This is a genomic window from Salmonella sp. 741265116_PST (genome assembly GCF_046567715.1).
GTDB lineage: Bacteria > Pseudomonadota > Gammaproteobacteria > Enterobacterales > Enterobacteriaceae > Salmonella > Salmonella enterica.
In genome coordinates, this window is the sequence record NZ_JBKFPH010000001.1 from 34,933 (window position 1) to 57,604 (window position 22,672).

Consider the following 22,672-nt stretch of genomic DNA (forward strand, 5'->3'; position numbering starts at 1 on the left):
ATCAGGCAGACAGCCGCCTGCCCTCTTTTTACCCACATAAGGGAATGAGCAATGAACAATTTCAAATTACATACCCCTACCCGCATTCTGTTTGGTAAAGGCGCTATCGTCGATCTCCGCGATCAGATCCCACAGGACGCCCGCGTGCTGATTACCTATGGCGGCGGTAGCGTGAAAAAGACCGGCGTACTGGCGCAAGTTCAGGAAGCGTTAAAAGGACTGGATGTTCGGGAGTTTGGCGGTATTGAACCGAACCCGTCCTATGAAACGCTGATGAAGGCCGTGCAGCTTGTGCGCGACGAAAATATTACCTTCCTGCTGGCCGTTGGCGGCGGTTCCGTACTGGACGGCACCAAATTTATCGCCGCAGCGGCGCAGTATACGAACGACGTCGATCCGTGGCACATTCTGGAAACCGGCGGTACTGAGATTCGTAGCGCAATCCCGATGGGGTCTGTGCTGACCCTACCGGCAACCGGCTCAGAATCGAACGCCGGCGCAGTCATTTCCCGTAAAACCACTGGCGACAAACAGGCCTTCCACTCCTCGTTCGTGCAACCGGTGTTTGCCGTACTGGATCCGGTCTACACCTATACATTGCCGCCGCGCCAGGTTGCGAACGGCGTCGTGGATGCTTTCGTCCATACCGTTGAGCAGTACGTCACTTACCCGGTTAACGGCAAAATTCAGGATCGTTTCGCCGAAGGTATTTTACTCACACTGATCGAAGAAGGTCCCAAAGCGCTGCAAGAGCCTGAAAACTATGACGTCCGCGCTAACGTGATGTGGGCCGCTACTCAGGCGTTGAATGGCCTGATTGGCGCTGGTGTTCCGCAGGACTGGGCGACGCATATGCTGGGCCATGAGCTTACGGCGATGCACGGTCTCGATCATGCCCAGACGCTGGCTATCATTCTGCCTGCGCTATGGAACGAAAAACGAGACGTTAAACGCGCAAAACTCCTGCAATATGCTGAACGTGTATGGAATATCACCGACGGTTCCGACGACGAGCGTATTGATGCCGCCATTGCCGCCACCCGCCGTTTCTTCGAACAGATGGGCGTGCCTACCCACTTGTCCGATTACGGCCTGGATGGCAGCGCTATTCCGGCGCTACTGGCCAAACTTGAGGCGCATGGATGCACAAATTTAGGTGAAAATCAGGATATTACGCTGGATGTCAGCCGTCGGATTTATGAAGCGGCGCGCTAAGGTTTTTTCGCCTCTGACTTTCGTTTTTGGCCATTTCGTCCAGACTTAAGTCACTTAGTCTCGCCGGACCCGACTCCGGCGAGCCAATTAAAAGAGGAACACATCATGGCTAATCCAACCATTATCAGGCTACAGGATGGCAACGTAATGCCACAACTTGGGCTGGGAGTCTGGAAAGCAAGCAATGAAGAGGTGATCGCGGCGATTCATAAAGCGCTGGAGGTGGGCTATCGATCGATTGATACCGCCACAGCATATCAGAATGAAGAAGGCGTCGGCAAAGCGCTAAAAGCAGCGAGCGTAGCGCGGGAAGAGCTGTTTATCACCACCAAGTTGTGGAATGACGATCAAAAACGTCCCCGCGAAGCCCTGCAGGAGAGTCTGAAAAAACTGCAGCTTGATTATCTCGATCTTTATCTGATGCACTGGCCCGTACCGGCTATCGATCACTATGTCGACGCCTGGAAGGGCATGATCGCGCTGCAAAAAGAGGGGCTGGTAAAGAGTATCGGGGTTTGTAACTTTCAGATCCATCACCTCCAGCGTCTGATCGATGAAACCGGCGTTACCCCTGTGATCAACCAGATCGAGCTTCACCCCTTGATGCAACAGCGCCAGCTACATGCGTGGAATGCGACGCATAAAATCCAGACCGAGTCCTGGAGCCCGCTGGCGCAGGGCGGCGAAGGCGTATTCGATCAGAAAGTGATTCGCGAACTGGCGGATAAATACGGCAAAACGCCCGCCCAGATTGTTATTCGCTGGCATCTGGACTGCGGGCTGGTCGTCATTCCGAAATCCGTCACCCCTTCCCGTATCGCGGAAAACTTTGCTGTCTGGGATTTCCGTCTCGATAAAGATGAATTAGGCGAGATCGCAAAACTGGATCAAGGAAAACGCCTCGGCCCCGATCCGGATCAATTCGGCGGTTAAGCCGGATTTATCGCACGTCATGCCCGACGATATCGTCGGGCTTTTTTGCATTCCGAAATATTAAGAAACAATTACGCGCATTTAACAGTATATTTCCCCCACACACAAGCGCAGAATTATTCTGATTTTGTGAATATTTATTCATAATTATTATCAATTTACTTAATACATATAAAATATTTATGGATGTGCGATTGTGGCGGAAAAAAAATCTCAGGGCGTCAAATGGCTCCCATTCATTCTTATTCTGATTATCGCCGCCGGACTGTGGCAGCTAACGCCCCCTTCCGGGTTAAGCGCGCCGGCCTGGCATTCCGCGATTATTTTTGTCGCGACGATCGCCTCTATCGTGGCGAAAGTGCTGCCTATTGGCGCGGTCGGTATTATCGGCATCACCGTCTTTGCGCTCGCCTATGCTGCCGGCGACAAAACGGCCAGCGGCGCGATTACCACGGCGTTGAGCGAGCTGAACAGTTCGCTAATCTGGCTTATCGTCGTCGCCTTTATGATTGCCCGTGGGTTTATCAAAACCGGGCTGGGTCGGCGTATCGCCCTACAAATGATCCGTCTGTTAGGTAAACGAACGCTGGGCCTGGCTTATGGCCTGGCGTTTGCCGATCTGATCCTCTCCCCCGCGATGCCCAGTAACACCGCGCGCTGCGGCGGCGTGATTTACCCGATCGCCGACTCGCTGGCGCGCAGCTTTGATTCACATCCGGAAGATGAGTCTCGCAGCAAAATCGGCACCTTTCTGATCACCTGTATTGGCAATGTTAACGACGTCACCGCCGCACTGTTTATGACCGGTTATACGGGTAACCTGCTGGCGGTAAAACTGGCGGCGAACGCCGGCGTTACGTTGAGCTGGGGAAGCTGGTTTATCGCCGCGCTCCTGCCTTGCCTGGTCTCTTTTCTTATCGTCCCGCTGCTGGTCTACTGGCTGACCCGTCCGGAAATTAAACATACGCCGGATGCGCCGGATTTGGCGCGCAAAGAGCTGGTGCAAATGGGCAGTATGACGCGCGGCGAGTGGCTCATGCTGGCGACCGTCGGCGTGTTGCTGGTGCTATGGATTTTTGGCAGCTCGCTCGGCGTGGATGCCACGACGGCCTCTTTTGTCGGTCTCTCGATTTTATTACTGAGCGGCGTGCTCACCTGGGAAGACGTTAAAAGCGAAAAAGGCGCCTGGGATACGTTGATTTGGTTTGCCGCGCTGCTGATGATGGCTAACCAGTTGAAGAAGCTAGGATTCACCAGCTGGTTTGGCAACCTGATTGGCGACAGCATCGGCAGTACGATGCATGGAACCAGTTGGATAATCATCCTGCTGCTGCTTAACGCAGCCTATTTTTATACCCACTATTTTTTCGCCAGCGGTAACGCGCAAATCGCCGCGCTGTATGCGGTGTTTCTGGGCGTCGGTCTGCATCTGAATATACCGGCGGCGCCGATGGCGCTTATGCTGGCGTTTACCAGCAGCCTGTACTGCTCTCTTACGCAGTATACCCACGCACGCGGCCCCATTCTATTTGGCGCCGGCTATGTACCGACGGGCGTCTGGTGGCGAACGGGATTTATCATCAGTCTCTTTAATCAGGCGGTCTTTTTGACAGTCGGCCTCGCATGGTGGAAAGTGCTGGGTCTTTATTAAACTCAGTCGCGAAGATAATTGAGCGGTTAATCGTCTCTTCCGGCCCGACAATTGTCGGGCTTTTCGGAAATCATCAATTCTCCCCGCTAGCCCGCACTTGTTAATATCTACAGATCCGCCTCTTCATCAGGGATGTCATCATGAAAGTGTGGTCAACAGGGTTGTTGCCTCTGTTTCTTCTGCCTCTTGGCCGATATCTATGGCGGCCTTGCTGGCAATTAATAGCGAAAATCAGAAAAACCTTGCGTCGCTGCGATCGCTGCAAAGAGAGCGCCCACAAAATTTTGTCCGTGAACTTTTCAACCGTCTGGATGATTATAGCTGGCCGTGGACATGGGTTGTTTCCGCACAGTATCGCCAGGCGGTAAATGATTATTCTCAGACAGCATATAAAAATAATGATGTTCCTACACTTGGCCGCCTTAGCCATTTTGCCTGGCCGTGGCGCTGGACGACGTCATCTGCGTATCGTAACGCCTTTCTTGCCGACGCCCCTATAACCGTCGGATCTGATAACGATCAGGATATGGAAATGGAAACCGATAAGTTATATCTGTTTGATAATCCGATATTTTTTGGCAAAGAACCGCAATTTTCCAGATTGAATAGCATTCAGGTGATTGAAGAGAATAACGATCGCGCACGTATCCATGTCCGTTTTACGCTGACCGATTCGTCAACGAAAGCGCAGGATTTATTGCTTCACCGCACGCAGGGCCAGTGGGAGATTGAAGACTTTATCCGCCCGGATGGCGGGAGCCTGCTAAAAGCAATGCAACAGATTACGCTGGTACGGAGATTTCCCGCCAACAAACACAGGAGAAAACGATGACCGTTGCAGATACCGTATTGATTAACGGCAAAGTGGCGACAGTCGATCGTCATTTTCGTTTCACCCGCGCCATCGCGGTGAAAAACGGCTGGATCATCAACGTCGGCGAAGACGAAGAGATAAAAACGCATATCGGCCCCGACACGCAGATTATTGATCTGCAAGGCAAGTTGATTCTGCCCGCCGCCCACGATGCCCATGTACATATTAGCTGGCTGGCGGCGAGCTGGAAATGCGTTAACTGCAGCACGGCACGCACGCTGGAGTCGCTTTTAGCGCTGCTGCGCGAGCGAGCGGCAACAACACCTCCCGGCCAGTGGATCCACGCCTGCGGCTTCAACCCTGCCATCATCGACAGCCGCCGCCCGCTGACGCGTCATGACATCGACAGCGCGACGCCCAACCACCCTGCCTTTCTGGCCCTCTGGGATGGTCACTCCTGTCTCGTCAACAGCAACGCGCTGGAGATCGTCGGCATCACCCGCGAGACGCAAGATCCCATCGGCGGATACATTGGTAAAACGCCAGACGGCGAACCGGACGGCAACTTTCTGGATATCCCGGCGCTGCAATTGATTACACAAGCCATGCCGCGCCCGACGGTGGAAGAACTAAAAGAAAACATTATCGCGGCCCAACGCTTTATGAACCGCGAAGGCTATGCCAGCTATACGGAGGGCGCTATGGGGCCGGGCGAGACGGGCGCCGCTGGCGTATCCGGCATTGCCGCTTACCGCCAGCTACTGGAAGAAAAAAAGCTCACGGCGCGCGTCTCTATCGCCTTTTATGCCGCCGATAAAGGCGTTCAGTCTTATGAAATTTTAAAACACACGCTGGACGCCAGCGGGCTACCGGAATTTCCCGATAAAAACTGGCTGGACTGCCACAGCGTGAAGATATTCTGCGACGGCGTGCCGATGTCGCACACGGCGTGGATGAATCAGGATTACGCCGACAGGCCGGGTTGGGCTGGCCGTTCGGTATTTTGCGGCCCAATGGCCAGCGAAGAAGAACAAATTCAGGAGTTCCATAAAATGGCCCTGCTGGCGCATCAGCGCGGCTACCAGTTGGCCGTTCACGCGGTCGGCGATAAAGCGGTAAAGGTCACCATCGACGGCTTCATTAACGCCATTCAAACCTGCCCAGGCCCGCAGCGCCGCCACTATGTGCTGCATGGCTCAATGGGGGATCGCGAAGATTTCGTCAAGGCGGCAAAATACGGCATTATCCTGTCTGAACAACCCTCCCCCGGAGGATCGGCATACGACTACGAGCGCCGGGCGCAGGTCTGCGGAATCAAAGGCGAAATCGGCAAGGGGCTGAAAGATATCATCGACCTTGGCGTTACGGTGGCGGGCGGCTCCGACGGTATTATGGATCTCGTCAACTGGCGGCAAATGGTGCAGGCGGCGGTCACGCGCAAATCGGCGTCCAGCGGCAAGATTATCCGGCCAGAGCTGGCGATAAGCGTGGCGGACGGCGTGCGGATGTACACCATCAATGCGGCGTATCAGGAGTTTCAGGAACAGGTTCGCGGCTCTATCGAAGTGGGAAAAGTCGCCGATTTTCAGGTGCTGGACAGGGACATTTTCTCGGTGCCGCATGAGGATATCGGCAATAGCCAGGTGCTGCTGACGATGGTTGACGGCAACATCGTCTGGCAATGCCAGGAACAGGTATTGCAGATAAATCTCCCGGCAGCATTAACGCTGCCGGGATAACCTTCTTAACGACCTGCTGACGTTTTAGCGCGCTTCTTCGCACCTGCATTCACAGGACGAGATGGCGCAACCGGTGCTTTCTTTGCTCCCGCAGGCGTCTGCCGCTGATGTTCCACTGGCGTATGTTTGGTCAGCGCCGGGCGCGTGTTGCGGTTCTGGCGACGCGCTTCGCGCATCTCTTCAATGGTCGGCGCAGGCACCAGACACTCACGGCGACCGCCAATCAAATGCTTTTTCCCCATCGCTTCCAGCGCCTGGCGAATCAGCGGCCAGTTCGCCGGATCGTGATAACGCAGCAGCGCCTTATGCAGGCGACGTTGCCTGTCTCCCTTCGGCACCACCACATCTTCACTCTTATAACCAATTTTACCCAGCGGGTTTTTACCGGTGTAATACATGGTGGTCGAATTCGCCAACGGCGACGGGTAGAAGTTCTGCACCTGATCCAAACGGAAGCGGTGGCGCTTGAGCCACAGCGCCAGATTCACCATATCCTCGTCCCGCGTGCCCGGATGCGCGGAGATAAAATACGGGATCAGATACTGCTCTTTTCCGGCCTGTTTAGAGTAAAGGTCAAATAACTCTTTAAAGCGATCGTAGCTGCCCATACCCGGCTTCATCATTTTCGACAGCGGACCTTCTTCAGTATGCTCCGGCGCAATCTTCAGATAACCGCCCACATGATGGCTCGCCAGCTCTTTAATGTAGCGAGGATCTTCTACGGCGATGTCGTAGCGCACGCCGGAGGCAATTAAGATTTTCTTAATGCCTTTCAGCTCGCGGGCGCGGCGATAAAGATTGATCGTCGGCGTATGGTCAGTATCCATATGCGGACAGATATCCGGATAGACGCACGACAGGCGACGACAGGTCTGCTCCGCACGCGGCGACTTACAGCGCAGCATATACATGTTCGCGGTAGGACCGCCCAGATCGGAGATCACGCCGGTAAACCCCGGCACCGTGTCGCGGATCGCTTCGATCTCGTTGATGATAGAGTCTTCCGAGCGGCTCTGAATGATGCGCCCTTCATGTTCAGTGATCGAACAGAAAGAGCAGCCGCCAAAGCAGCCACGCATGATATTGATCGAAAAGCGGATCATCTCATAGGCCGGAATGCGGGCATTGCCGTAAGCCGGGTGCGGCACACGCTGATACGGCAGCGCAAACACGCTATCCATCTCTTCAGTGGAGAGCGGTATGGCGGGCGGGTTGATCCAGACATAGCGGTCGCCGTGTTTTTGCATCAGCGCCCGCGCGCAGCCTGGGTTAGTTTCGTGATGCAGAATACGCGACGCATGGGCGTACAGCACCTTGTCGCCTTTCACCTTTTCAAAGGATGGCAACAGGATATAGGTTTTTTCCCACGGCTTCAGACGCGGCGGCTGCACGGTAATCGCCTTAGCTTCCTGCTTTTTCGGCGCGACCGGCTTGTTATCCGCGCATGGCAGATCCTCACCATAGGGATGGGGGATCGGATCAATTTTACCCGGCGTGTCCAGACGAGTGGAGTCGACGCCGCTCCAGCCAGGCAGAGCTTCTTTAACCATAATCGCAGTGTTACGCACGTCGCGAATCTGATCGATGGTTTCGCCCATTGCCAGACGGTGCGCCACTTCCACCAGCGGACGCTCGCCGTTGCCGAACATCAGCATGTCGGCTTTGGAATCGACTAACACCGAACGGCGCACAGTATCAGACCAGTAGTCGTAATGCGCGGTACGACGCAGACTGGCCTCAATGCCGCCGAGGATCACCGGGACATCTTTCCACGCTTCTTTGCAACGCTGGGTATAGACCAGCGTGGCGCGGTCCGGGCGTTTGCCCGCGACGTTGTCCGGGGTATAGGCGTCGTCATGGCGCAGCTTACGATCGGCGGTGTAACGGTTGATCATCGAGTCCATGTTGCCAGCGGTGACGCCGAAGAACAGGTTCGGTTTACCCAGACGCATAAAGTCGTCTTTGCTGTTCCAGTCCGGCTGGGCGATGATCCCCACGCGGAAGCCCTGCGCTTCCAGCATACGACCGCAAATCGCCATGCCGAAGCTCGGATGGTCGACATAGGCGTCGCCGGTTACCAGAATGATGTCGCAGCTATCCCAGCCAAGTTGATCCATCTCTTCACGTGACATCGGCAAAAACGGCGCCGGCCCAAAGCAGGCGGCCCAGTACTGCGGCCAGGAGAAAAGGTCGCGATCCGGTTGGATCAGGGAGATAGCGCTCATATTGCTTCCAAAACGATTGGCAAAAAAATAATCAAAGGTCGGGGATTATAAGCCGGAATGGGAGAGAAATCGAATTGATTGGTGAGGCTGCACTCTGTAGCGGGGCCGATTGTCTGCCCCGCCGGTTATCGTACTTATGGACGAGCAGGCATATCTGCTACTTTGATAATAGGATTTTGTTCTTCGAGCAAATTCAGCAGTACCGGCGTGACATGATACATGGATTCTGCAATCATGACTTTCCCTCGCAGGGTGATTCTCTTTCCTATAAATCGTTGATAATAGTTGTATTTTTCAGGAGAAAGAATGAGCTGGACATAGCGATCCCAGTCAGGTTGATCCGTCATGGCCCCAGCCACACACTGAAGGTTTATTGTTTTTAATTCGAGATCTTTATCCGAGTGTTGGCCTTGATTATCTTCAATGACGTGCTCGCGTTTGACCATCATACCTTCCAGTTCGATCGTGTCACCCTCTTTGTTGCAGGAAGAATCAAAGTTCACATAAGCGAGAACATATTTCCCTTTCTCTTCATCAAACTCAAAAGTGGAATTGTAATAAATACCTAAAGGTTCGCTGTATAAAAAGGAGTAGCGCTTATAGCTCTCGATATCGCGTTGACAGTTTCCGCCGCCATTGATCATTAAGTCTCTGTATTTTTGCCATACTTTTTCTAAATTGATTGGCTGATCTGCGCCAGTCGTAAGGTATTCTGCCGTATTGTCCATGACATATTTGATATTATTCGCTTTCAGCGCCTCACAAAAATCGGTTGTGTTCTGAATATACAGCGCCTTTTTACGCTGTGACTCAGGAGAAAGCAGCTTTTTGAGGAGTTTGATATTACGATGTTCTGTCTTGGTAATGAGGTAATCAACGTTCGCATAGCGTGGGCGATACCACTGCTGCTGTCGGAAGTACCGTTCCATCTCACCGCCCGGTCTGAAAATATAACCGTGGCGAGCATAAATCTCATTAAGCATAATTTTAAGATCGGCTATCGAGGTTGCGCTGGTTTGCACGTTTCTTACAGGAAGCCAGGTCCGCGAGGCTTCAGGAAATCGGCCTTCCAGCGTAATGCGCTTTATCTGCGGTGCGAACGCAAGATAGCTGCCGTAATCCATCAGAGTTCCCTTTGTCCCCATGGGAATGAGCCCTTTTCTTTTAGGCGTCACGAGAAAATCGATACAGCGCATATGTTCACTTCCAGTAATCACCGAATGATCATTCTCTTGTTCAAAAAACTGGATATCACACCACGGCGCGCCACTCATCGTAGAAAAATCGTCAGGAACCACTCGCTGCCATTTTCGAACGTCGGGCAACTCAGCGTAAAACCCGAGCCACTCATCTGCAGTGGCGGTATAATCATCGTTTTCGCTGCCATAAAAGGGTTCGCGGCTGTCACCGAAAAAGGTAAAGTCATTAAGCGTGTAGTCTGTGACCTTGCCCTGAAAATAAATTTTTTATTTTCGATCTCAGGGCGGAATTTTAGTTCCGCATTAGCTGAGAAGATAAACAGGCACATAAATATAAATAAAAAACATTTTTCATTATTTACCACTCCCTGTATCTCTCTTAACAATCAATGTAATTTTTAATTATCAGAGCACGGCATATCAGTCTAAATCGGCGCACTGCTGCGCTAATTTTATACGCACATTGGTACGCCGCGTATCTTCTGGTGGATACACCTTATCAATCATTGCGTTAAGCTTGTTACAGCCCAACCAGGCCATCCGGTAGGCAGTCATCAGGCTATGTATTTCATCCTGGTAATCAAGGCTGGCTACAATAAGGGCTTCCGGCAACGCCGTATGTTGCTGTTGCATACTTTGCAGTATCCCCGCCAGAATATCCGGCGGCAGCGCGTCCTCTTTCGAGGCTGTATGCAATGTGCGTGAAATCAGGAAATTCCAGCCGTCCGTCAACTTATCCTGAGGGATGTGCTGCCAGTTCAGCATCTGCCCTTTCACCAACGCATGCAGCGTCTCGCCATCCGCATCACTAAACAGCGACGCCAGCAGATTTTTATTCGGATAAATCGATTGTCCCAGCACCTGCGGCGTCAATTTTATCTGGGCAAGCAGCGCTTTAGTTTGCCCCTGCGACAAGAAATAATATGCGCGATACAGCGGATTTTGCGCTTCACGCCGCTGCCAGAAAAAGGCCAGTGTCTCTTTATCCTGAAGCTGTATTGCCCCCGAATAGGCTTCATCGGTGAGGAGATCGGGCATGACCCGTAGCAGAACGTCGGCCATCTCAAAAAAATTCTGGCGAAATCCCTCAGGCTTAAAACGGGGCGTGGGGAGATACGTCAGCGGATTTTGCTGCCGTACGATGGTGCGATTTGCCTGCGCCTGCGGGGAGTCGCCCGTGAGCTGCTCGCTAAAAATACGCACCGCAGTGATATTGCCACTCTCAAAAGCTACAAAAAATGGCGCATTAACGAAATAGTCATCTTCCCGCGAAATACTAAAAGGCGATGCCACACGTGCAGTCAGAGCGCGCAAGCTTTTTTCTGATATGCCTGGCGCTTTTACCGCCTGAACCAGTGTCTGTTCCAACGTACTGTTATCATGAATGCTCTCTAACTGACCCAAGTCGCCTGCCTGAACCTGCCTGAGCAACTGCGCAATATTTTGCTGTTGCCATTGATGGCTAATAGCACGCCACAGCTCCGGCATCACCGGGCACAGCACCCCAATGAACACAATATGGCACAGTAGCCATGCGGGCCACGGCTTGCGCAGCCAGGTTCCCAGCAGCAGCGCGGGCAGCAAGCCCGCCCAACTCAGAATCGGCAACAGGAGCATCAACATCCATACCGTGCCTGTTTGACTCAACAACTGGGTGTACTGCAACGTGAGTAACAGCAATATCACGACTGCCCACTGTGGTAGTAATACCCACAGCAAAATCTGTCGGCTGCGTTTTTTGGAAAACATCAGGATCAGCAGTGATGCCACCGCAGCGGCATACCCCCACGGCAGAATACAAAACATCAGCAGTTCAGAGCCAAGCCATCGATTAATATACTCCATTTACTATTCCTTTAGTCACTTCGCGACTGGACACAGCGCATTCAGCCTTTGTCGCGTATCGTGTAGTACTTGTTCGCTCCCCGCTACTGAAGCATTCAACACCTCACGCAATTGCTCACAGGAAAGCCCAGCCTGTAAAAAAGCGGCAGGAAACGTCGGTGTCCAGGGAAGATAGTGGGCGATTTGCTCGTTGGATAACGCTTTCTGCGCTTGCATCGCCTTAATGATCTGTATCAGCAATGCGTTCTCTAACGCTCCACCACGCAGCCGCAATATGGCCTGATGCAGAGGCTCATTATTTCCGTCTTCCATTGCTCGTTTCCAGTCCACCACGTTTGTATCAATAAGCGATTGAATCATTGCCAGATCGCCATTGCTCAGTATGAAAGTGAGCAGGTTTTCACGATCCCACCTCTCAATCGGCGGTGTGATCAATATTTCTGGATTATGGGTTACCTCGCTTATTAGCGGTTCCGTGTTGGCTAACAACACCATCGCTTCGAGCCTGCGCAGAGGAATAGTGGGCGGATGTTTCTGCCAAAAATAAGCAACCAACTCGGTGTTACGTTGGATAATGGGATGAATATAGACAGCATCATTCAACAGTTCTGGCATAATATTCAGCAATAGCTGACTAATTTCTAGTCTGTACTGCTCGCGATACTGTGATATATAGTTAGAATGATAAAGCGTCAGCAGTGGATTTTCTTTACGGGCAACAATGTTGCGATTCTCTCTGGCGGAAGATGTCTCGCCCACCAGTTGCTGGCTAAAAAAGCGTACTATCGGTACGTTATGTTGGCGAAGAGCGGTAACAAATGGCGTATAAAGAAATTCGGCGTTCGGGATCGCCGCTTCAGGGCAAGATTCTGCCGCTGTCAAAAATGGCGAAATACCTCGTATTTTAGCCAGATAACGTAATAAATTTTCCGGTGTGTCGCGATGTTCTGCAGCCAGCGTCAAAACACTTGCCAATTGATAACAAGATGCATCCTGCAAAACCTGAACATCCCCCTTCGCGCGCTCAAACAGTCGGGTAATTTTATAGTTATCCCAGTCTTCACCAATGTGATGCCATAATTGTGGGCCGGCCATCACATAAACGAAAGCGAACAAAAAAATAGTATGGCATACGATAGTTTCCAGTATAAAAAACGGAGACTTTCGACCAGAAAAAATAGCAATCATTATCGAGGGCAGCAATCCTAATATCAATAAATATACGATATAAATATTTTTTGAATCGATCCAGAATAATCCTCCCCACACTACACAGACAACGCTCACCTGTGGAAGAACAACACGCAAGAAAACCCGCCGATAGCGCAAAGAATCAAATGCGCCGACAATTAACCTCAATAATATAACGCCGTAAATACCCCATGCGCTCATCAATATTACTGAATACAACATCATCCATGCAAATGATTCAACCATAAAGCATCCTTACTTTCCATACTCATTACCGAGTTCAAATCCCTCGTTTCTATTTTCTGATAACACAGCGAGCTAAACGCACTAATAACTATAGCCAATACGATGATTGTATATATATATTGCCCAGCACGGTGGATATTATCATCAACAACAAACTCCATCCGTTTCCCAAATTCATTATTGTCCGCTATTTTTCCTGATGATAAAACGCATCAAACTCAAACTGCCATGAGAAACGTTCCGGTTTGTTGCTATTATCAAAGGCAACGGCTTGCGCATACAGTTCGTCCGTCAATAATTCCGGTACGACGCTAATCAAACTGGTACAAATATCTCGCGCCAAAAGTTGTTGTTGCAGAAAAGTTTGTTCATCAGCCGTACTATCATTAAAAACACGATTCAGTAGGTCCAATAATGGATTGTTTTGTAAAAGCTGATACCGATATTGCTTTGCCTGTACAGAATCGCCAATAAACCAGGAGGCAAACGCCCCAACAGCAGGACGATTAAGCCGGTCGATAGCCAAAACCAACCAAATTTTTTCAGTTCCGTCCGCAATATCAAAAGGGGAAATGCGTTTGCGAGATGCTCAATCCGCCTATTCGTCCACCAATCCCCTGCGTTTTGCGGCTGCATTGCTTGCGACATCAAATGATTTAAAAAAGCGCGGTCATCAGTCGTATCGATTTTTCGTAACAGCGTTTCTTCCGCCGCCTGCTGTGCCTGATAGGCATCGCGCCGATGATGCCTCTCGAGAATATCCCCCATGTGCGCTAACAACAGCAGCAATACGACCACATGGCCCCCGGCCCAAAGGTGGTGTGGTTGGCGTAATCGGTGGCTAAACAGTAGCGCCAGCAATAAACTAAGCCCCAGTATCCACCCTGCGCCAATCGGGAAGAAAAGCGTTTCATCACCCGCAGCAAACCATAGCAAAAGAACCAGCGTAATCTGTGGCAAAGCAATCCACAGCAACACACGACGAGGCGTTTGGAACAAAAAAGCCAGGCAAATAACAATGAAGAACAGAATAAGATAACTGCCTGCAGTAAACATCCAGAACGTCAGCAGCCGCCATCCCTCTTCACTGATTCTCATCGAATATCTCTGGTCCGCCTTTACGGCGCCGGATTCACCAGCATTTGCCCAATCGAGCCGCGGTCAGCCATTTCCAGCGTCTGGCTGTTGAAATAGAACGGGAAGTGCGGCCAGGATGGCTGACCGTAGTAGACCAGCAGTTCGACTTGCCCATCCACCCAGACGGTATCTTTCCAGCCTCTATCTTCCGGGAACGGCATAGCGCCGTTGACGTTACGAATCAGGAAAGAGACGCCCTCAATATGGAACGACTGCGGCATATCGGCGCGTACCGTCCAGCGCTCCCAGGTGCCTTGTTGGGCGGTAATATCAATGCGATTCACATCCCACAGTTGGCCGTTAATCCCCGGATCGTCACCAAGACTGATGTCCCGACTGCGGACAGGCGCGCCGCTCATGATCTCCGTCGGCAACAGACGCATCGGCAGATTATCGGTCACCAGCGGCAACAATCCGGTTGGTCGTAACGTCAGCACCAGGGTAGAAACCAGAATACTGGAAGGCTCAAAGAAACCGCGAATCCGATCGACTATGCTGGCCGCTTCCCCGCAGGTGATCGAGACTTCGTCGCCGTTGGTCATATCAACCAGGATTTCACGTCGCTCGCCGGGCGCCAGTGACAACTGTTTGACGGAAACCGGCGCAGGTAAAAAGCCCTGATCGCCTGAAATCACATGCAGCGCCCGGCCATCGCTCATCTGAAGCTGATAGCGCCGCGAGTTCGAAGCGTTCAACAACCGTAACCGTACCCAGCCGCGGGACACTTCGACATAGGGGCTTTGCGCGCCGTTCACCAGCAGCGTATCGCCAACAAAACCACCGCTTCCCGGTTCGCTGTACTCCGGCGTCCCAAAGTTATCCAGCCGTTTATCCTGGATAATGACGGGAAAATCATCCACACCGTAATGGTTCGGAATGGGCAGCGTTTTACTGATGTCGTCTTCGACCAGCCACATTCCTGCCAGGCCGTTATACACCTGCTGCGCAGTGCGGTTAGGCGTGTTAGCGTGATACCACAGCGTCGCGGCGCTCTGACGAATCGGCAACACCGGCGCCCAGTCCGCGTTCGGCGACATCATACGCGCCGGGCCCCCCATCAGCGGCCCCGGCACCAGTAAACCAGCAACCGTCATGGAGACATTTTCCGCCAGGCGGTTGCTATAGATAAGTTTAACGTCATCGCCTTTCCAGACGCGGATTGTCGGCCCCAGATAACGACCGTTCACTCCCCAGACCGGCGCGCGCGTGCCTTGCGTAAAGGACCAGTGCGCTCGCTGTAGCGTCATAAACAACGGCTGCCCGCGACGGGACTCCAGCAACGGCGGAACAGGCAACGGCTGTTGCTGACCGGCAGCATTCGCCCTGAGGGGAATCGCGCCTGCACATAGTGCGATTCCCGATGCCTGAAGAAACTGACGCCGACTGAATGACATATAAGCTCCATATAAAACAGGCTAAAGAGTTGTGCCTGAAAAAATGATTTCTACAATAACAGAGTAAGGCTGCTTAAACCTTACCGGTCGCTTCACGTTCCGCAACCTCTTTATCAAGTTCCGCGATTTTTTGCTCCATTAACGCACGGCAGTGGGCCGCCAGCTCGCGAACCTGATCTTTACCATATTCGCTGACGTCGACTGGCGGCAGCATTTCCACAATAACCAGTCCGTTGTTCAGGCGGTTTAGATTGACTTTGTTAGAGGTGTTGGAAACGCAGACAGGAATGATCGGCACACCAGCCGCGATAGCCGCATGAAACGCGCCGGTTTTAAACGGCAGCAGGCCGCGTCCCCGGCTACGCGTACCTTCAGGGAACATCCAGATAGAAATACGGCGCTTTTTAAAATGGTTAACCACTGCCGCAATGGTGCTATGCGCTTTGGCGCGGTTATTACGGTCAATCAACAGATTACCGGTCAGCCAGTACAGTTGCCCAAAAAACGGGATCCAAAGCAGGCTTTTTTTCCCCACCGTCACCGTTGGCGGCTGCACAATATTCGCCGCCGTGACCATATCATAATTATTCTGATGGTTAGCAATATAGATAGCATTGCCATAGTTTTCCGCGTCGGCGGGTTTGCGACACTCCACTTTCAGGCCAAACAGCGGGGCCAGACGACCGAACATATGTCCAAACGTCGCCACGTGTTTTGGGTTACGTGGGCTGAAAAGGCAGTAAATAGAACCGAAAACACAGACCAGAATGGAGTAAATAACGGTAATAATAAGACGAAAAATATATAGCATAACAACCTCTGAAGGCCTAAGAGCCCGGCATTCTACGTCACCTGAAATTCAGGTTAGGATTTTGGTAAGTGTGGCTCTCTGGAAAAACGTATTGTTAATCGCAATGCACGAATAAACAACGGTTTTACGGGAAATTTTAATGTTAATCCGATCTGAAACCGTAGGCCGGATAAGACGCTACTGCGTCGTCATCCGGCAACGGCAGAGCGCCGGATGGCGGCTTAAATGCCTTGTCCGGCTTACGGGTGCCCCTGTCTTACTCTTCGCTGTCGCCATGACTTACGCGATGCGGTGAATCAATCTCAATGCGATCGATACGCTGCAGGCCGCGCATTAATGTGCCACGGCGTCCACGTTCGCCGACCACCTTTTGTAACTCTTCAGGGCGCAGTTTGATTTTGCGCTTCCCGACATGGATAGTCAGAGTGCTTTGTGGCGGCAGCACGTACAGGTGCGCCAGTCCATCATCGCCTTTCGCCGCTTCCGCAGAGGGGATATTAATGATCTTATTCCCTTTGCCTTTCGACAGCTGCGGCAGAGAGTCTACCGGAAACATCAACATCCGTCCGGCCTGGGTAATCGCCAGCAGCATATCGTGCTCGTCTTCAATCACCAGCGGCGGCATGACGTGCGCATTTTCCGGTAGTGTAATCAATGTTTTACCGGCACGGTTACGGGCAACCAGATCGTTAAACGTACAAACGAAGCCATAGCCCGCATCCGACGCCATCAGCAGTTTCTGGTCATCGCCTTCCATCAGCATATGCTCTACGGTCGCCCCCGGCGGCAGCGTGAGTTTACCGGTCAGCGGCTCGCCCTGCCCACGCGCCGACGGAAGCGTAATGGGATCAATAGCATAGCTGCGCCCGGTGGTATCAATAAACACCACCGGTTGATTACTCTTACCTTTCACCGCGGCTTTAAAGCTGTCGCCCGCTTTATAGTTAAGCCCCGGCGCATCAATATCATGACCTTTGGCGCTGCGCACCCAGCCCATCTGCGACAGCACGATAGTCACCGGTTCGGACGGCAGCATATCGTGTTCGCTCATCGCTTTAGCTTCTTCGCGCTCACGCAGCGGAGAACGGCGATCGTCGCCATAGGCATCGGAATCTGCCTGTAGCTCTTTTTTCAGCAAGGTATTCATTTTGCGTTCGGATGCGAGAATGCCCTGCAACTGATCCCGCTCTTTTTCCAGCTCGTCCTGCTCGCCGCGAATTTTCATCTCTTCCAGTTTGGCGAGATGACGCAGTTTCAGTTCGAGAATCGCTTCCGCCTGGGTTTCGCTGATGCCGAAACGCGACATCAGCGCGGGTTTCGGCTCATCCTCGCTACGGATAATCTCAATCACTTCATCGATGTTGAGAAACGCCACCAGCAGACCTTCGAGGATATGCAGGCGCTTAAGCACTTTCTCCAGACGATAGTTCAGACGACGACGCACCGTGTCGCGACGGAACGCCAGCCACTCGGTGAGGATCTCCAGCAGGTTTTTCACCGCCGGACGACCATCCAGACCGATCATGTTCAGGTTAATACGGTAGCTTTTTTCCAGATCGGTGGTGGCGAACAGATGGTTCATCACCTGTTCCATATCCACACGGTTGGAGCGTGGCACAATCACTAAACGCGTCGGGTTTTCGTGATCCGATTCATCGCGCAGGTCGTCCACCATCGGCAGTTTTTTATTACGCATCTGCGCAGCAATCTGCTCCAGCACTTTCGCGCCAGAGACCTGATGCGGCAGCGCGGTGATCACCACGGCGCCGTCTTCTTTGGTCCATACCGCGCGCATACGCACCGAGCCCCGCCCGTTTTCGTAAATTTTACGAATTTCCGCACGTGGGGTAATGATCTCCGCTTCGGTCGGGTAATCCGGCCCCTGGACGATATCCAGCAACTGATCCAGCGTCGTTTTCGGCTGCTCAATCAGCGTAATCGCCGCTTTCGCCACTTCGCGCAGGTTGTGCGGCGGGATATCTGTTGCCATGCCCACCGCAATACCGGTGGTGCCGTTCAGCAGGATGTTCGGCAGACGCGCCGGTAACATTTTCGGTTCCTGCATCGTGCCGTCGAAGTTTGGCACCCAGTCCGCCGTCCCCTGCCCCAGCTCGCTTAACAGCAGCTCGGCGTATTTGGACAGGCGAGATTCGGTATAACGCATTGCCGCGAATGACTTCGGATCATCCGGCGCGCCCCAGTTTCCCTGCCCGTCGACCAGCGGGTAACGGTAAGAGAACGGCTGCGCCATCAGCACCATGGCTTCATAGCAGGCGCTGTCGCCATGCGGGTGATACTTACCCAGTACGTCACCAACGGTACGGGCGGATTTTTTAAATTTAGCGCTGGCGTTCAGCCCCAGCTCTGACATCGCATAGACGATGCGGCGCTGTACCGGCTTCAGGCCGTCGCCAATAAACGGCAACGCACGATCCATGATCACGTACATGGAGTAGTTTAAGTAGGCGTTTTCCGTAAATTCATGTAGCGCAAGGCGCTCTGCCATATCGCTCATTGATTGTGATTCCTCAACTGTTAGCCCGAATAATACCCGGTATCTCTCAGGCAATATTGCCGCAGATACTACCTTATCTGGCGCGTTGAGTCACAAAGAAAAGGGCCGCGAACGCAGCCCTAATGGAGTTTATTTGGCAACTTTAGAGATCTGTTTTACGTCGATTTCAACAGAGTTCCAGTCTTTATCCACTTCACCCTGAATTTCAACGGTATCCTGCGGGGTTACGGTCAGGCCGTTCCAGCGCTTGTGGTCAATATCCACATTGATAGTACCGGTCGCATCTTTAAACACATACAGGTCGTCGGAAATGCGCTCGACGATATTCCCGCGCAGCGTTACCCACGCATCGTCACGCAGCGATTTAGCGCTCTCTACCGTCGTGCTGCTGCCGTTCGGGCCGACAAATCCGCCGCCTTGCGTTTGCGTCGCCGACGGGCCGGAGAAACCGCCCTGCTGAGCCGCCAGAACCGGGGTAGAACACAGTGCCATAACGGCAACGATTGCAGCTAATTTTTTCATGATTACTTTTCCCTTTCATGTCGTTTCAGATCCATTAAATAAGGTAATCCTTAACAACTTCTTAAGGCAAAAAAAGATTCTTTTTTCTGTACATCGCCTGCGGCGACAAGGTTAACTGACGGCAACGCGAGTTACCGCAAGGAAGAACAGATGCGAATTTTACTGGTAGAAGATGACACACTTATTGGCGATGGCATAAAAGCGGGTCTGAGTAAAATGGGTTTCAGCGTCGACTGGTTTACCGAGGGACGTCCGGGCAAAGAGGCGCTTTACAGCGCGCCTTATGATGCGGTCATTTTAGATTTGACGCTGCCAGGCATGGACGGACGGGATATTTTGCGCGAATGGCGCGAAAAGGGTAAACAGGAACCGGTACTGATCCTGACGGCGCGCGACGCGTTAGCAGAGCGCGTCGAGGGGCTACGTCTGGGCGCCGATGACTATTTATGTAAACCTTTCGCGCTCATTGAGGTCGCCGCCCGTCTGGAGGCGCTGGTACGCCGCGCCAGCGGTCAGGCCAGTAGCGAATTGCGCCACGGCCAGGTGACGCTCAATCCAGGCAATCTCGTCGCGACGCTTGCCGGCGAACCGCTGGCCCTAAAACCAAAAGAGTTCGCGTTGCTGGAACTCTTACTGCGCAACAAAGGTCGCGTGCTGCCGCGCAAGCTTATTGAAGAGAAGCTGTATAACTGGGATGACGACGTGTCCAGCAATGCAGTGGAAGTCCATGTTCATCATTTACGCCGCAAGCTCGGCAGCGAATTTATTCGCACCGTACACGGCATCGGCTACACCCTGGGTGACGCATGAAATTGACGCAACGTCTCAGCCTGCGCGTCAGGCTGACGCTTATTTTCCTGATTCTGGTCTCCATCACCTGGGCAATCTCCAGTTTTGTGGCCTGGAGAAAGACGACGGATAATGTCGACGAGCTGTTTGACACACAGTTGATGTTGTTCGCCAGACGGCTTAGCACGCTCGATCTTAACGAGATCAACGCCCCGCAGCGCATGGCGCATACGCCAAAGAAATTAAAACATGGGCATATCGATGACGATGCGCTGGCATTTGCCATCTTTTCCGCTGACGGCAAAATGTTGCTGCATGATGGCGACAACGGCCAGGATATTCCGTATCGCTATCGCCGCGAAGGTTTCGACAATGGCTATCTGAAGGATGACAACGACCTCTGGCGTTTTTTGTGGTTGAACTCGGCGGATGGTAAGTATCGTATCGTCGTCGGTCAGGAGTGGGATTACCGCGAAGATATGGCGCTGGCGATCGTGGCGGCGCAATTAACGCCGTGGCTGATCGCCCTTCCCTTCATGCTGCTGATTTTATTACTCCTGCTTCACCGCGAGCTCAGACCGTTGAAAAAACTGGCGCAGGCGCTGCGCTTCCGGTCGCCGGAATCGGAAACGCCGCTCGACGCCAAAGGCGTACCGAGCGAGGTTCGCCCACTGGTCGAAGCGCTTAATCAGCTTTTTAGCCGCATCCACTCCATGATGGTGCGCGAACGGCGATTTACCTCCGACGCCGCCCATGAATTGCGCAGCCCGCTGGCCGCGCTGAAAGTACAAACCGAGGTGGCGCAGCTCTCGGGCGACGATCCGCTATCGCGCGATAAAGCGCTGACCCAGCTCCATGCGGGGATCGATCGCGCCACGCGGCTGGTCGATCAGCTACTGACGTTATCGCGTCTCGACTCGCTCAATAATTTGCAGGATGTGGCGGAGATTTCGCTGGAAGAGCTGCTGCAGTCCGCGGTAATGGATATTTATCATCCGGCGCAGCAGGCGAATATCGACGTGCGTTTACAGCTTAACGCCCATGACGTCATACGTACCGGCCAGCCGCTACTCTTAAGCCTGTTAGTGCGTAACCTGCTGGATAATGCGATTCGCTACAGTCCGCAGGGCAGCGTCGTCGACGTTACCTTACATGCCCGCAGCTTCACCGTCAGAGATAATGGCCCCGGCGTGGCACCAGAGATTCTGACGCATATCGGCGAGCGTTTTTACCGCCCGCCAGGCCAAAGTGTGACCGGCAGCGGTCTGGGATTATCAATCGTCCGTCGCATCGCTACGCTGCACGGCATGACGGTGTCGTTTGGCAACGCCGCGGAAGGTGGATTTGAGGCCGTAGTAAGTTGGTAGCAGAGACTTTTGCCAAAAACGCAAAAGACTTTGCACATTTTGCTAATTTCACCGCACCGCCCGTCAGCGTAGAATCAGCAGCAAACGCATTTCTTGAGGAGACAAAATGAGCAACATCCTGATTATCAACGGGGCGAAAAAATTCGCGCACTCCAACGGCCAGTTAAATGACACCCTGACCGAAGTTGCCGATGGGCTGCTGCGCGATCTGGGTCATCAGGTTAAGATCGTCCGCGCCGACAGCGACTATGACATTAAAGAAGAGGTGCAGAATTTCGTCTGGGCTGACGTGGTGATTTGGCAGATGCCAGGCTGGTGGATGGGCGCGCCATGGACAGTAAAAAAATATATGGATGATGTCTTTACCGAAGGTCACGGTACGCTCTATGCCAGCGATGGCCGCACGCGTTCCGATGCCGCTAAAAAGTACGGTTCCGGCGGTCTGGTGCAGGGGAAAAAATATATGCTGTCACTGACGTGGAACGCGCCGATGGAAGCATTTACCGAAAAAGATCAGTTTTTCCACGGCGTAGGCGTAGATGGCGTCTATCTGCCCTTCCATAAAGCCAACCAGTTCCTGGGCATGGACGCGCTGCCAACGTTTATTGCCAACGACGTGATTAAAATGCCGGATGTTCCGCGCTATACCGCAGAATATCGCAAGCATCTGAGCGAAATTTTTGCTTAACTGGTCATCCTGGAATTAGAAGGAGTTAACCATGCTTACCGTCATTGCCGAAATTCGCACGCGTCCGGGCCAACATCACCGTCAGGCCGTCCTCGACCAGTTTGCGAAAATTATTCCAACCGTTCTTAAAGAAGAGGGGTGCCACGGTTACGCGCCGATGGTGGATCATGCCGCGGGCGTGAGTTTTCAGACTCTGGCGCCTGACTCGATCGTGATGATTGAACAGTGGGAAAGCGTTGCGCACCTTGAGGCGCATCTGCAAACCCCGCATATGAAAGCCTATAGCGACGCGGTAAAAGACGATGTGCTGGAAATGAATATTCGTATTCTGGAATCCGGCGTTTAAGTTATTACCCTCGTCTGACGTCTCCCTGATGCGATGCGCAAGTGT

At 52.7% G+C, this 22,672-nt stretch carries 17 protein-coding genes and 3 pseudogenes; 9 read left to right on the plus strand and 11 right to left on the minus strand.

Translation table 11 applies throughout. The features are described from left to right. Positions 1–51 precede the first annotated feature (51 nt). The 5 genes and pseudogenes from yqhD to ACLD11_RS00205 all read left to right on the plus strand — a co-directional run bounded on the left by yqhD (position 52) and on the right by ACLD11_RS00205 (position 6,352). On the plus strand, positions 52–1,215 hold the full coding sequence (yqhD, locus tag ACLD11_RS00185) for an alcohol dehydrogenase (RefSeq protein ID WP_411014383.1): 1,164 nt from the start codon (positions 52–54) through the stop codon (positions 1,213–1,215). Between the two features lie 105 nt (positions 1,216–1,320). Next, positions 1,321–2,148 (plus strand): 2,5-didehydrogluconate reductase DkgA, encoded by an 828-nt coding sequence (gene dkgA / locus ACLD11_RS00190; protein WP_000013100.1) that lies wholly within the window; start codon positions 1,321–1,323, stop codon positions 2,146–2,148. A 165-nt stretch (positions 2,149–2,313) separates the two neighbouring features. Next, a pseudogene (locus ACLD11_RS00195) lies at positions 2,314–3,799 on the plus strand (DASS family sodium-coupled anion symporter). Positions 3,800–4,001: 202 nt separating this feature from the next. After that, positions 4,002–4,631: pseudogene (locus tag ACLD11_RS00200) on the plus strand (hypothetical protein); the annotation flags it as partial. Continuing rightward, on the plus strand, positions 4,628–6,352 hold the full coding sequence (locus ACLD11_RS00205; RefSeq protein WP_183059490.1) for an amidohydrolase: 1,725 nt from the start codon (positions 4,628–4,630) through the stop codon (positions 6,350–6,352). The pseudogene ACLD11_RS00200 and the gene ACLD11_RS00205, both read left to right, overlap by 4 nt. Before the next feature lie 5 nt (positions 6,353–6,357). Here ACLD11_RS00205 and ACLD11_RS00210 read toward each other — a convergent pair whose 3' ends face one another. The 11 genes and pseudogenes from ACLD11_RS00210 to ACLD11_RS00260 form a co-directional block, all read right to left on the minus strand. Then, positions 6,358–8,577, minus strand: a complete 2,220-nt coding sequence (locus tag ACLD11_RS00210) for a YgiQ family radical SAM protein (RefSeq protein ID WP_411014384.1) — start codon at positions 8,575–8,577, stop codon at positions 6,358–6,360. A gap of 134 nt (positions 8,578–8,711) precedes the next feature. Continuing rightward, positions 8,712–9,722 (minus strand): DUF4459 domain-containing protein, encoded by a 1,011-nt coding sequence (locus ACLD11_RS00215; protein WP_411014433.1) that lies wholly within the window; start codon positions 9,720–9,722, stop codon positions 8,712–8,714. Then, a pseudogene (locus ACLD11_RS00220) lies at positions 9,717–10,105 on the minus strand (DUF4459 domain-containing protein); the annotation flags it as partial. The pseudogene ACLD11_RS00220 and the gene ACLD11_RS00215, both read right to left, overlap by 6 nt. Positions 10,106–10,196: 91 nt before the next feature. Next, complete coding sequence (locus tag ACLD11_RS00225; RefSeq protein WP_411011887.1) at positions 10,197–11,621, minus strand: hypothetical protein; 1,425 nt, start codon at positions 11,619–11,621, stop codon at positions 10,197–10,199. A 15-nt stretch (positions 11,622–11,636) separates the two neighbouring features. After that, on the minus strand, positions 11,637–12,596 hold the full coding sequence (locus tag ACLD11_RS00230) for a hypothetical protein (protein WP_411011900.1): 960 nt from the start codon (positions 12,594–12,596) through the stop codon (positions 11,637–11,639). A gap of 649 nt (positions 12,597–13,245) precedes the next feature. Further along, on the minus strand, positions 13,246–13,401 hold the full coding sequence (locus tag ACLD11_RS00235; protein WP_411011886.1) for a hypothetical protein: 156 nt from the start codon (positions 13,399–13,401) through the stop codon (positions 13,246–13,248). Between the two features lie 56 nt (positions 13,402–13,457). After that, a complete protein-coding gene (locus ACLD11_RS00240; protein WP_411014385.1) occupies positions 13,458–14,156 on the minus strand; it encodes a hypothetical protein in 699 nt (232 codons plus the stop codon). Between the two features lie 20 nt (positions 14,157–14,176). Further along, on the minus strand, positions 14,177–15,589 hold the full coding sequence (gene ftsP, locus ACLD11_RS00245; protein WP_094882361.1) for a cell division protein FtsP: 1,413 nt from the start codon (positions 15,587–15,589) through the stop codon (positions 14,177–14,179). A gap of 73 nt (positions 15,590–15,662) precedes the next feature. Continuing rightward, positions 15,663–16,400: a 1-acylglycerol-3-phosphate O-acyltransferase gene (gene plsC, locus ACLD11_RS00250; RefSeq protein ID WP_080096757.1), complete on the minus strand. Its 738-nt coding sequence runs from the start codon at positions 16,398–16,400 to the stop codon at positions 15,663–15,665. Between the two features lie 256 nt (positions 16,401–16,656). Beyond that, positions 16,657–18,915, minus strand: a complete 2,259-nt coding sequence (parC, locus tag ACLD11_RS00255) for a DNA topoisomerase IV subunit A (RefSeq protein ID WP_411011884.1) — start codon at positions 18,913–18,915, stop codon at positions 16,657–16,659. Between the two features lie 129 nt (positions 18,916–19,044). Next, positions 19,045–19,437, minus strand: a complete 393-nt coding sequence (locus tag ACLD11_RS00260) for a YgiW/YdeI family stress tolerance OB fold protein (protein ID WP_000731553.1) — start codon at positions 19,435–19,437, stop codon at positions 19,045–19,047. 150 nt (positions 19,438–19,587) lie between these two features. Between ACLD11_RS00260 and qseB the strand changes: the two genes are divergently transcribed. The 4 genes from qseB (at position 19,588) to ACLD11_RS00280 (ending at position 22,627) form a co-directional block, all read left to right on the plus strand. Continuing rightward, positions 19,588–20,247: a quorum sensing response regulator transcription factor QseB gene (gene qseB / locus ACLD11_RS00265; RefSeq protein ID WP_001221574.1), complete on the plus strand. Its 660-nt coding sequence runs from the start codon at positions 19,588–19,590 to the stop codon at positions 20,245–20,247. Next, on the plus strand, positions 20,244–21,593 hold the full coding sequence (qseC, locus tag ACLD11_RS00270) for a quorum sensing histidine kinase QseC (RefSeq protein WP_000779328.1): 1,350 nt from the start codon (positions 20,244–20,246) through the stop codon (positions 21,591–21,593). Before qseB ends, qseC begins: the two co-directional genes overlap by 4 nt. Positions 21,594–21,699: 106 nt before the next feature. Next, positions 21,700–22,281, plus strand: coding sequence for an NAD(P)H-dependent oxidoreductase (locus ACLD11_RS00275; RefSeq protein ID WP_000065416.1), 582 nt, complete (start codon positions 21,700–21,702; stop codon positions 22,279–22,281). Between the two features lie 31 nt (positions 22,282–22,312). Beyond that, positions 22,313–22,627 carry a putative quinol monooxygenase gene (locus ACLD11_RS00280; RefSeq protein ID WP_000958587.1) on the plus strand — a complete coding sequence of 105 codons (315 nt, stop codon included), beginning with the start codon at positions 22,313–22,315 and terminating at the stop codon, positions 22,625–22,627. The last annotated feature ends 45 nt before the right edge of the window (positions 22,628–22,672 follow it).

Coding starts and splice junctions, on each gene's coding strand:
- qseC (WP_000779328.1), top strand. CDS start 20,244: ATGAAATTGACGCAACGTCTCAGCCTGCGCGTCAGGCTGACGCTTATT.
- ACLD11_RS00215 (WP_411014433.1), bottom strand. CDS start 9,722: ATGGGGACAAAGGGAACTCTGATGGATTACGGCAGCTATCTTGCGTTC.
- qseB (WP_001221574.1), top strand. CDS start 19,588: ATGCGAATTTTACTGGTAGAAGATGACACACTTATTGGCGATGGCATA.
- ACLD11_RS00225 (WP_411011887.1), bottom strand. CDS start 11,621: ATGGAGTATATTAATCGATGGCTTGGCTCTGAACTGCTGATGTTTTGT.
- ftsP (WP_094882361.1), bottom strand. CDS start 15,589: ATGTCATTCAGTCGGCGTCAGTTTCTTCAGGCATCGGGAATCGCACTA.
- yqhD (WP_411014383.1), top strand. CDS start 52: ATGAACAATTTCAAATTACATACCCCTACCCGCATTCTGTTTGGTAAA.
- ACLD11_RS00205 (WP_183059490.1), top strand. CDS start 4,628: ATGACCGTTGCAGATACCGTATTGATTAACGGCAAAGTGGCGACAGTC.
- ACLD11_RS00240 (WP_411014385.1), bottom strand. CDS start 14,156: ATGAGAATCAGTGAAGAGGGATGGCGGCTGCTGACGTTCTGGATGTTT.
- dkgA (WP_000013100.1), top strand. CDS start 1,321: ATGGCTAATCCAACCATTATCAGGCTACAGGATGGCAACGTAATGCCA.
- ACLD11_RS00280 (WP_000958587.1), top strand. CDS start 22,313: ATGCTTACCGTCATTGCCGAAATTCGCACGCGTCCGGGCCAACATCAC.
- parC (WP_411011884.1), bottom strand. CDS start 18,915: ATGAGCGATATGGCAGAGCGCCTTGCGCTACATGAATTTACGGAAAAC.
- ACLD11_RS00210 (WP_411014384.1), bottom strand. CDS start 8,577: ATGAGCGCTATCTCCCTGATCCAACCGGATCGCGACCTTTTCTCCTGG.
- ACLD11_RS00275 (WP_000065416.1), top strand. CDS start 21,700: ATGAGCAACATCCTGATTATCAACGGGGCGAAAAAATTCGCGCACTCC.
- plsC (WP_080096757.1), bottom strand. CDS start 16,400: ATGCTATATATTTTTCGTCTTATTATTACCGTTATTTACTCCATTCTG.
- ACLD11_RS00260 (WP_000731553.1), bottom strand. CDS start 19,437: ATGAAAAAATTAGCTGCAATCGTTGCCGTTATGGCACTGTGTTCTACC.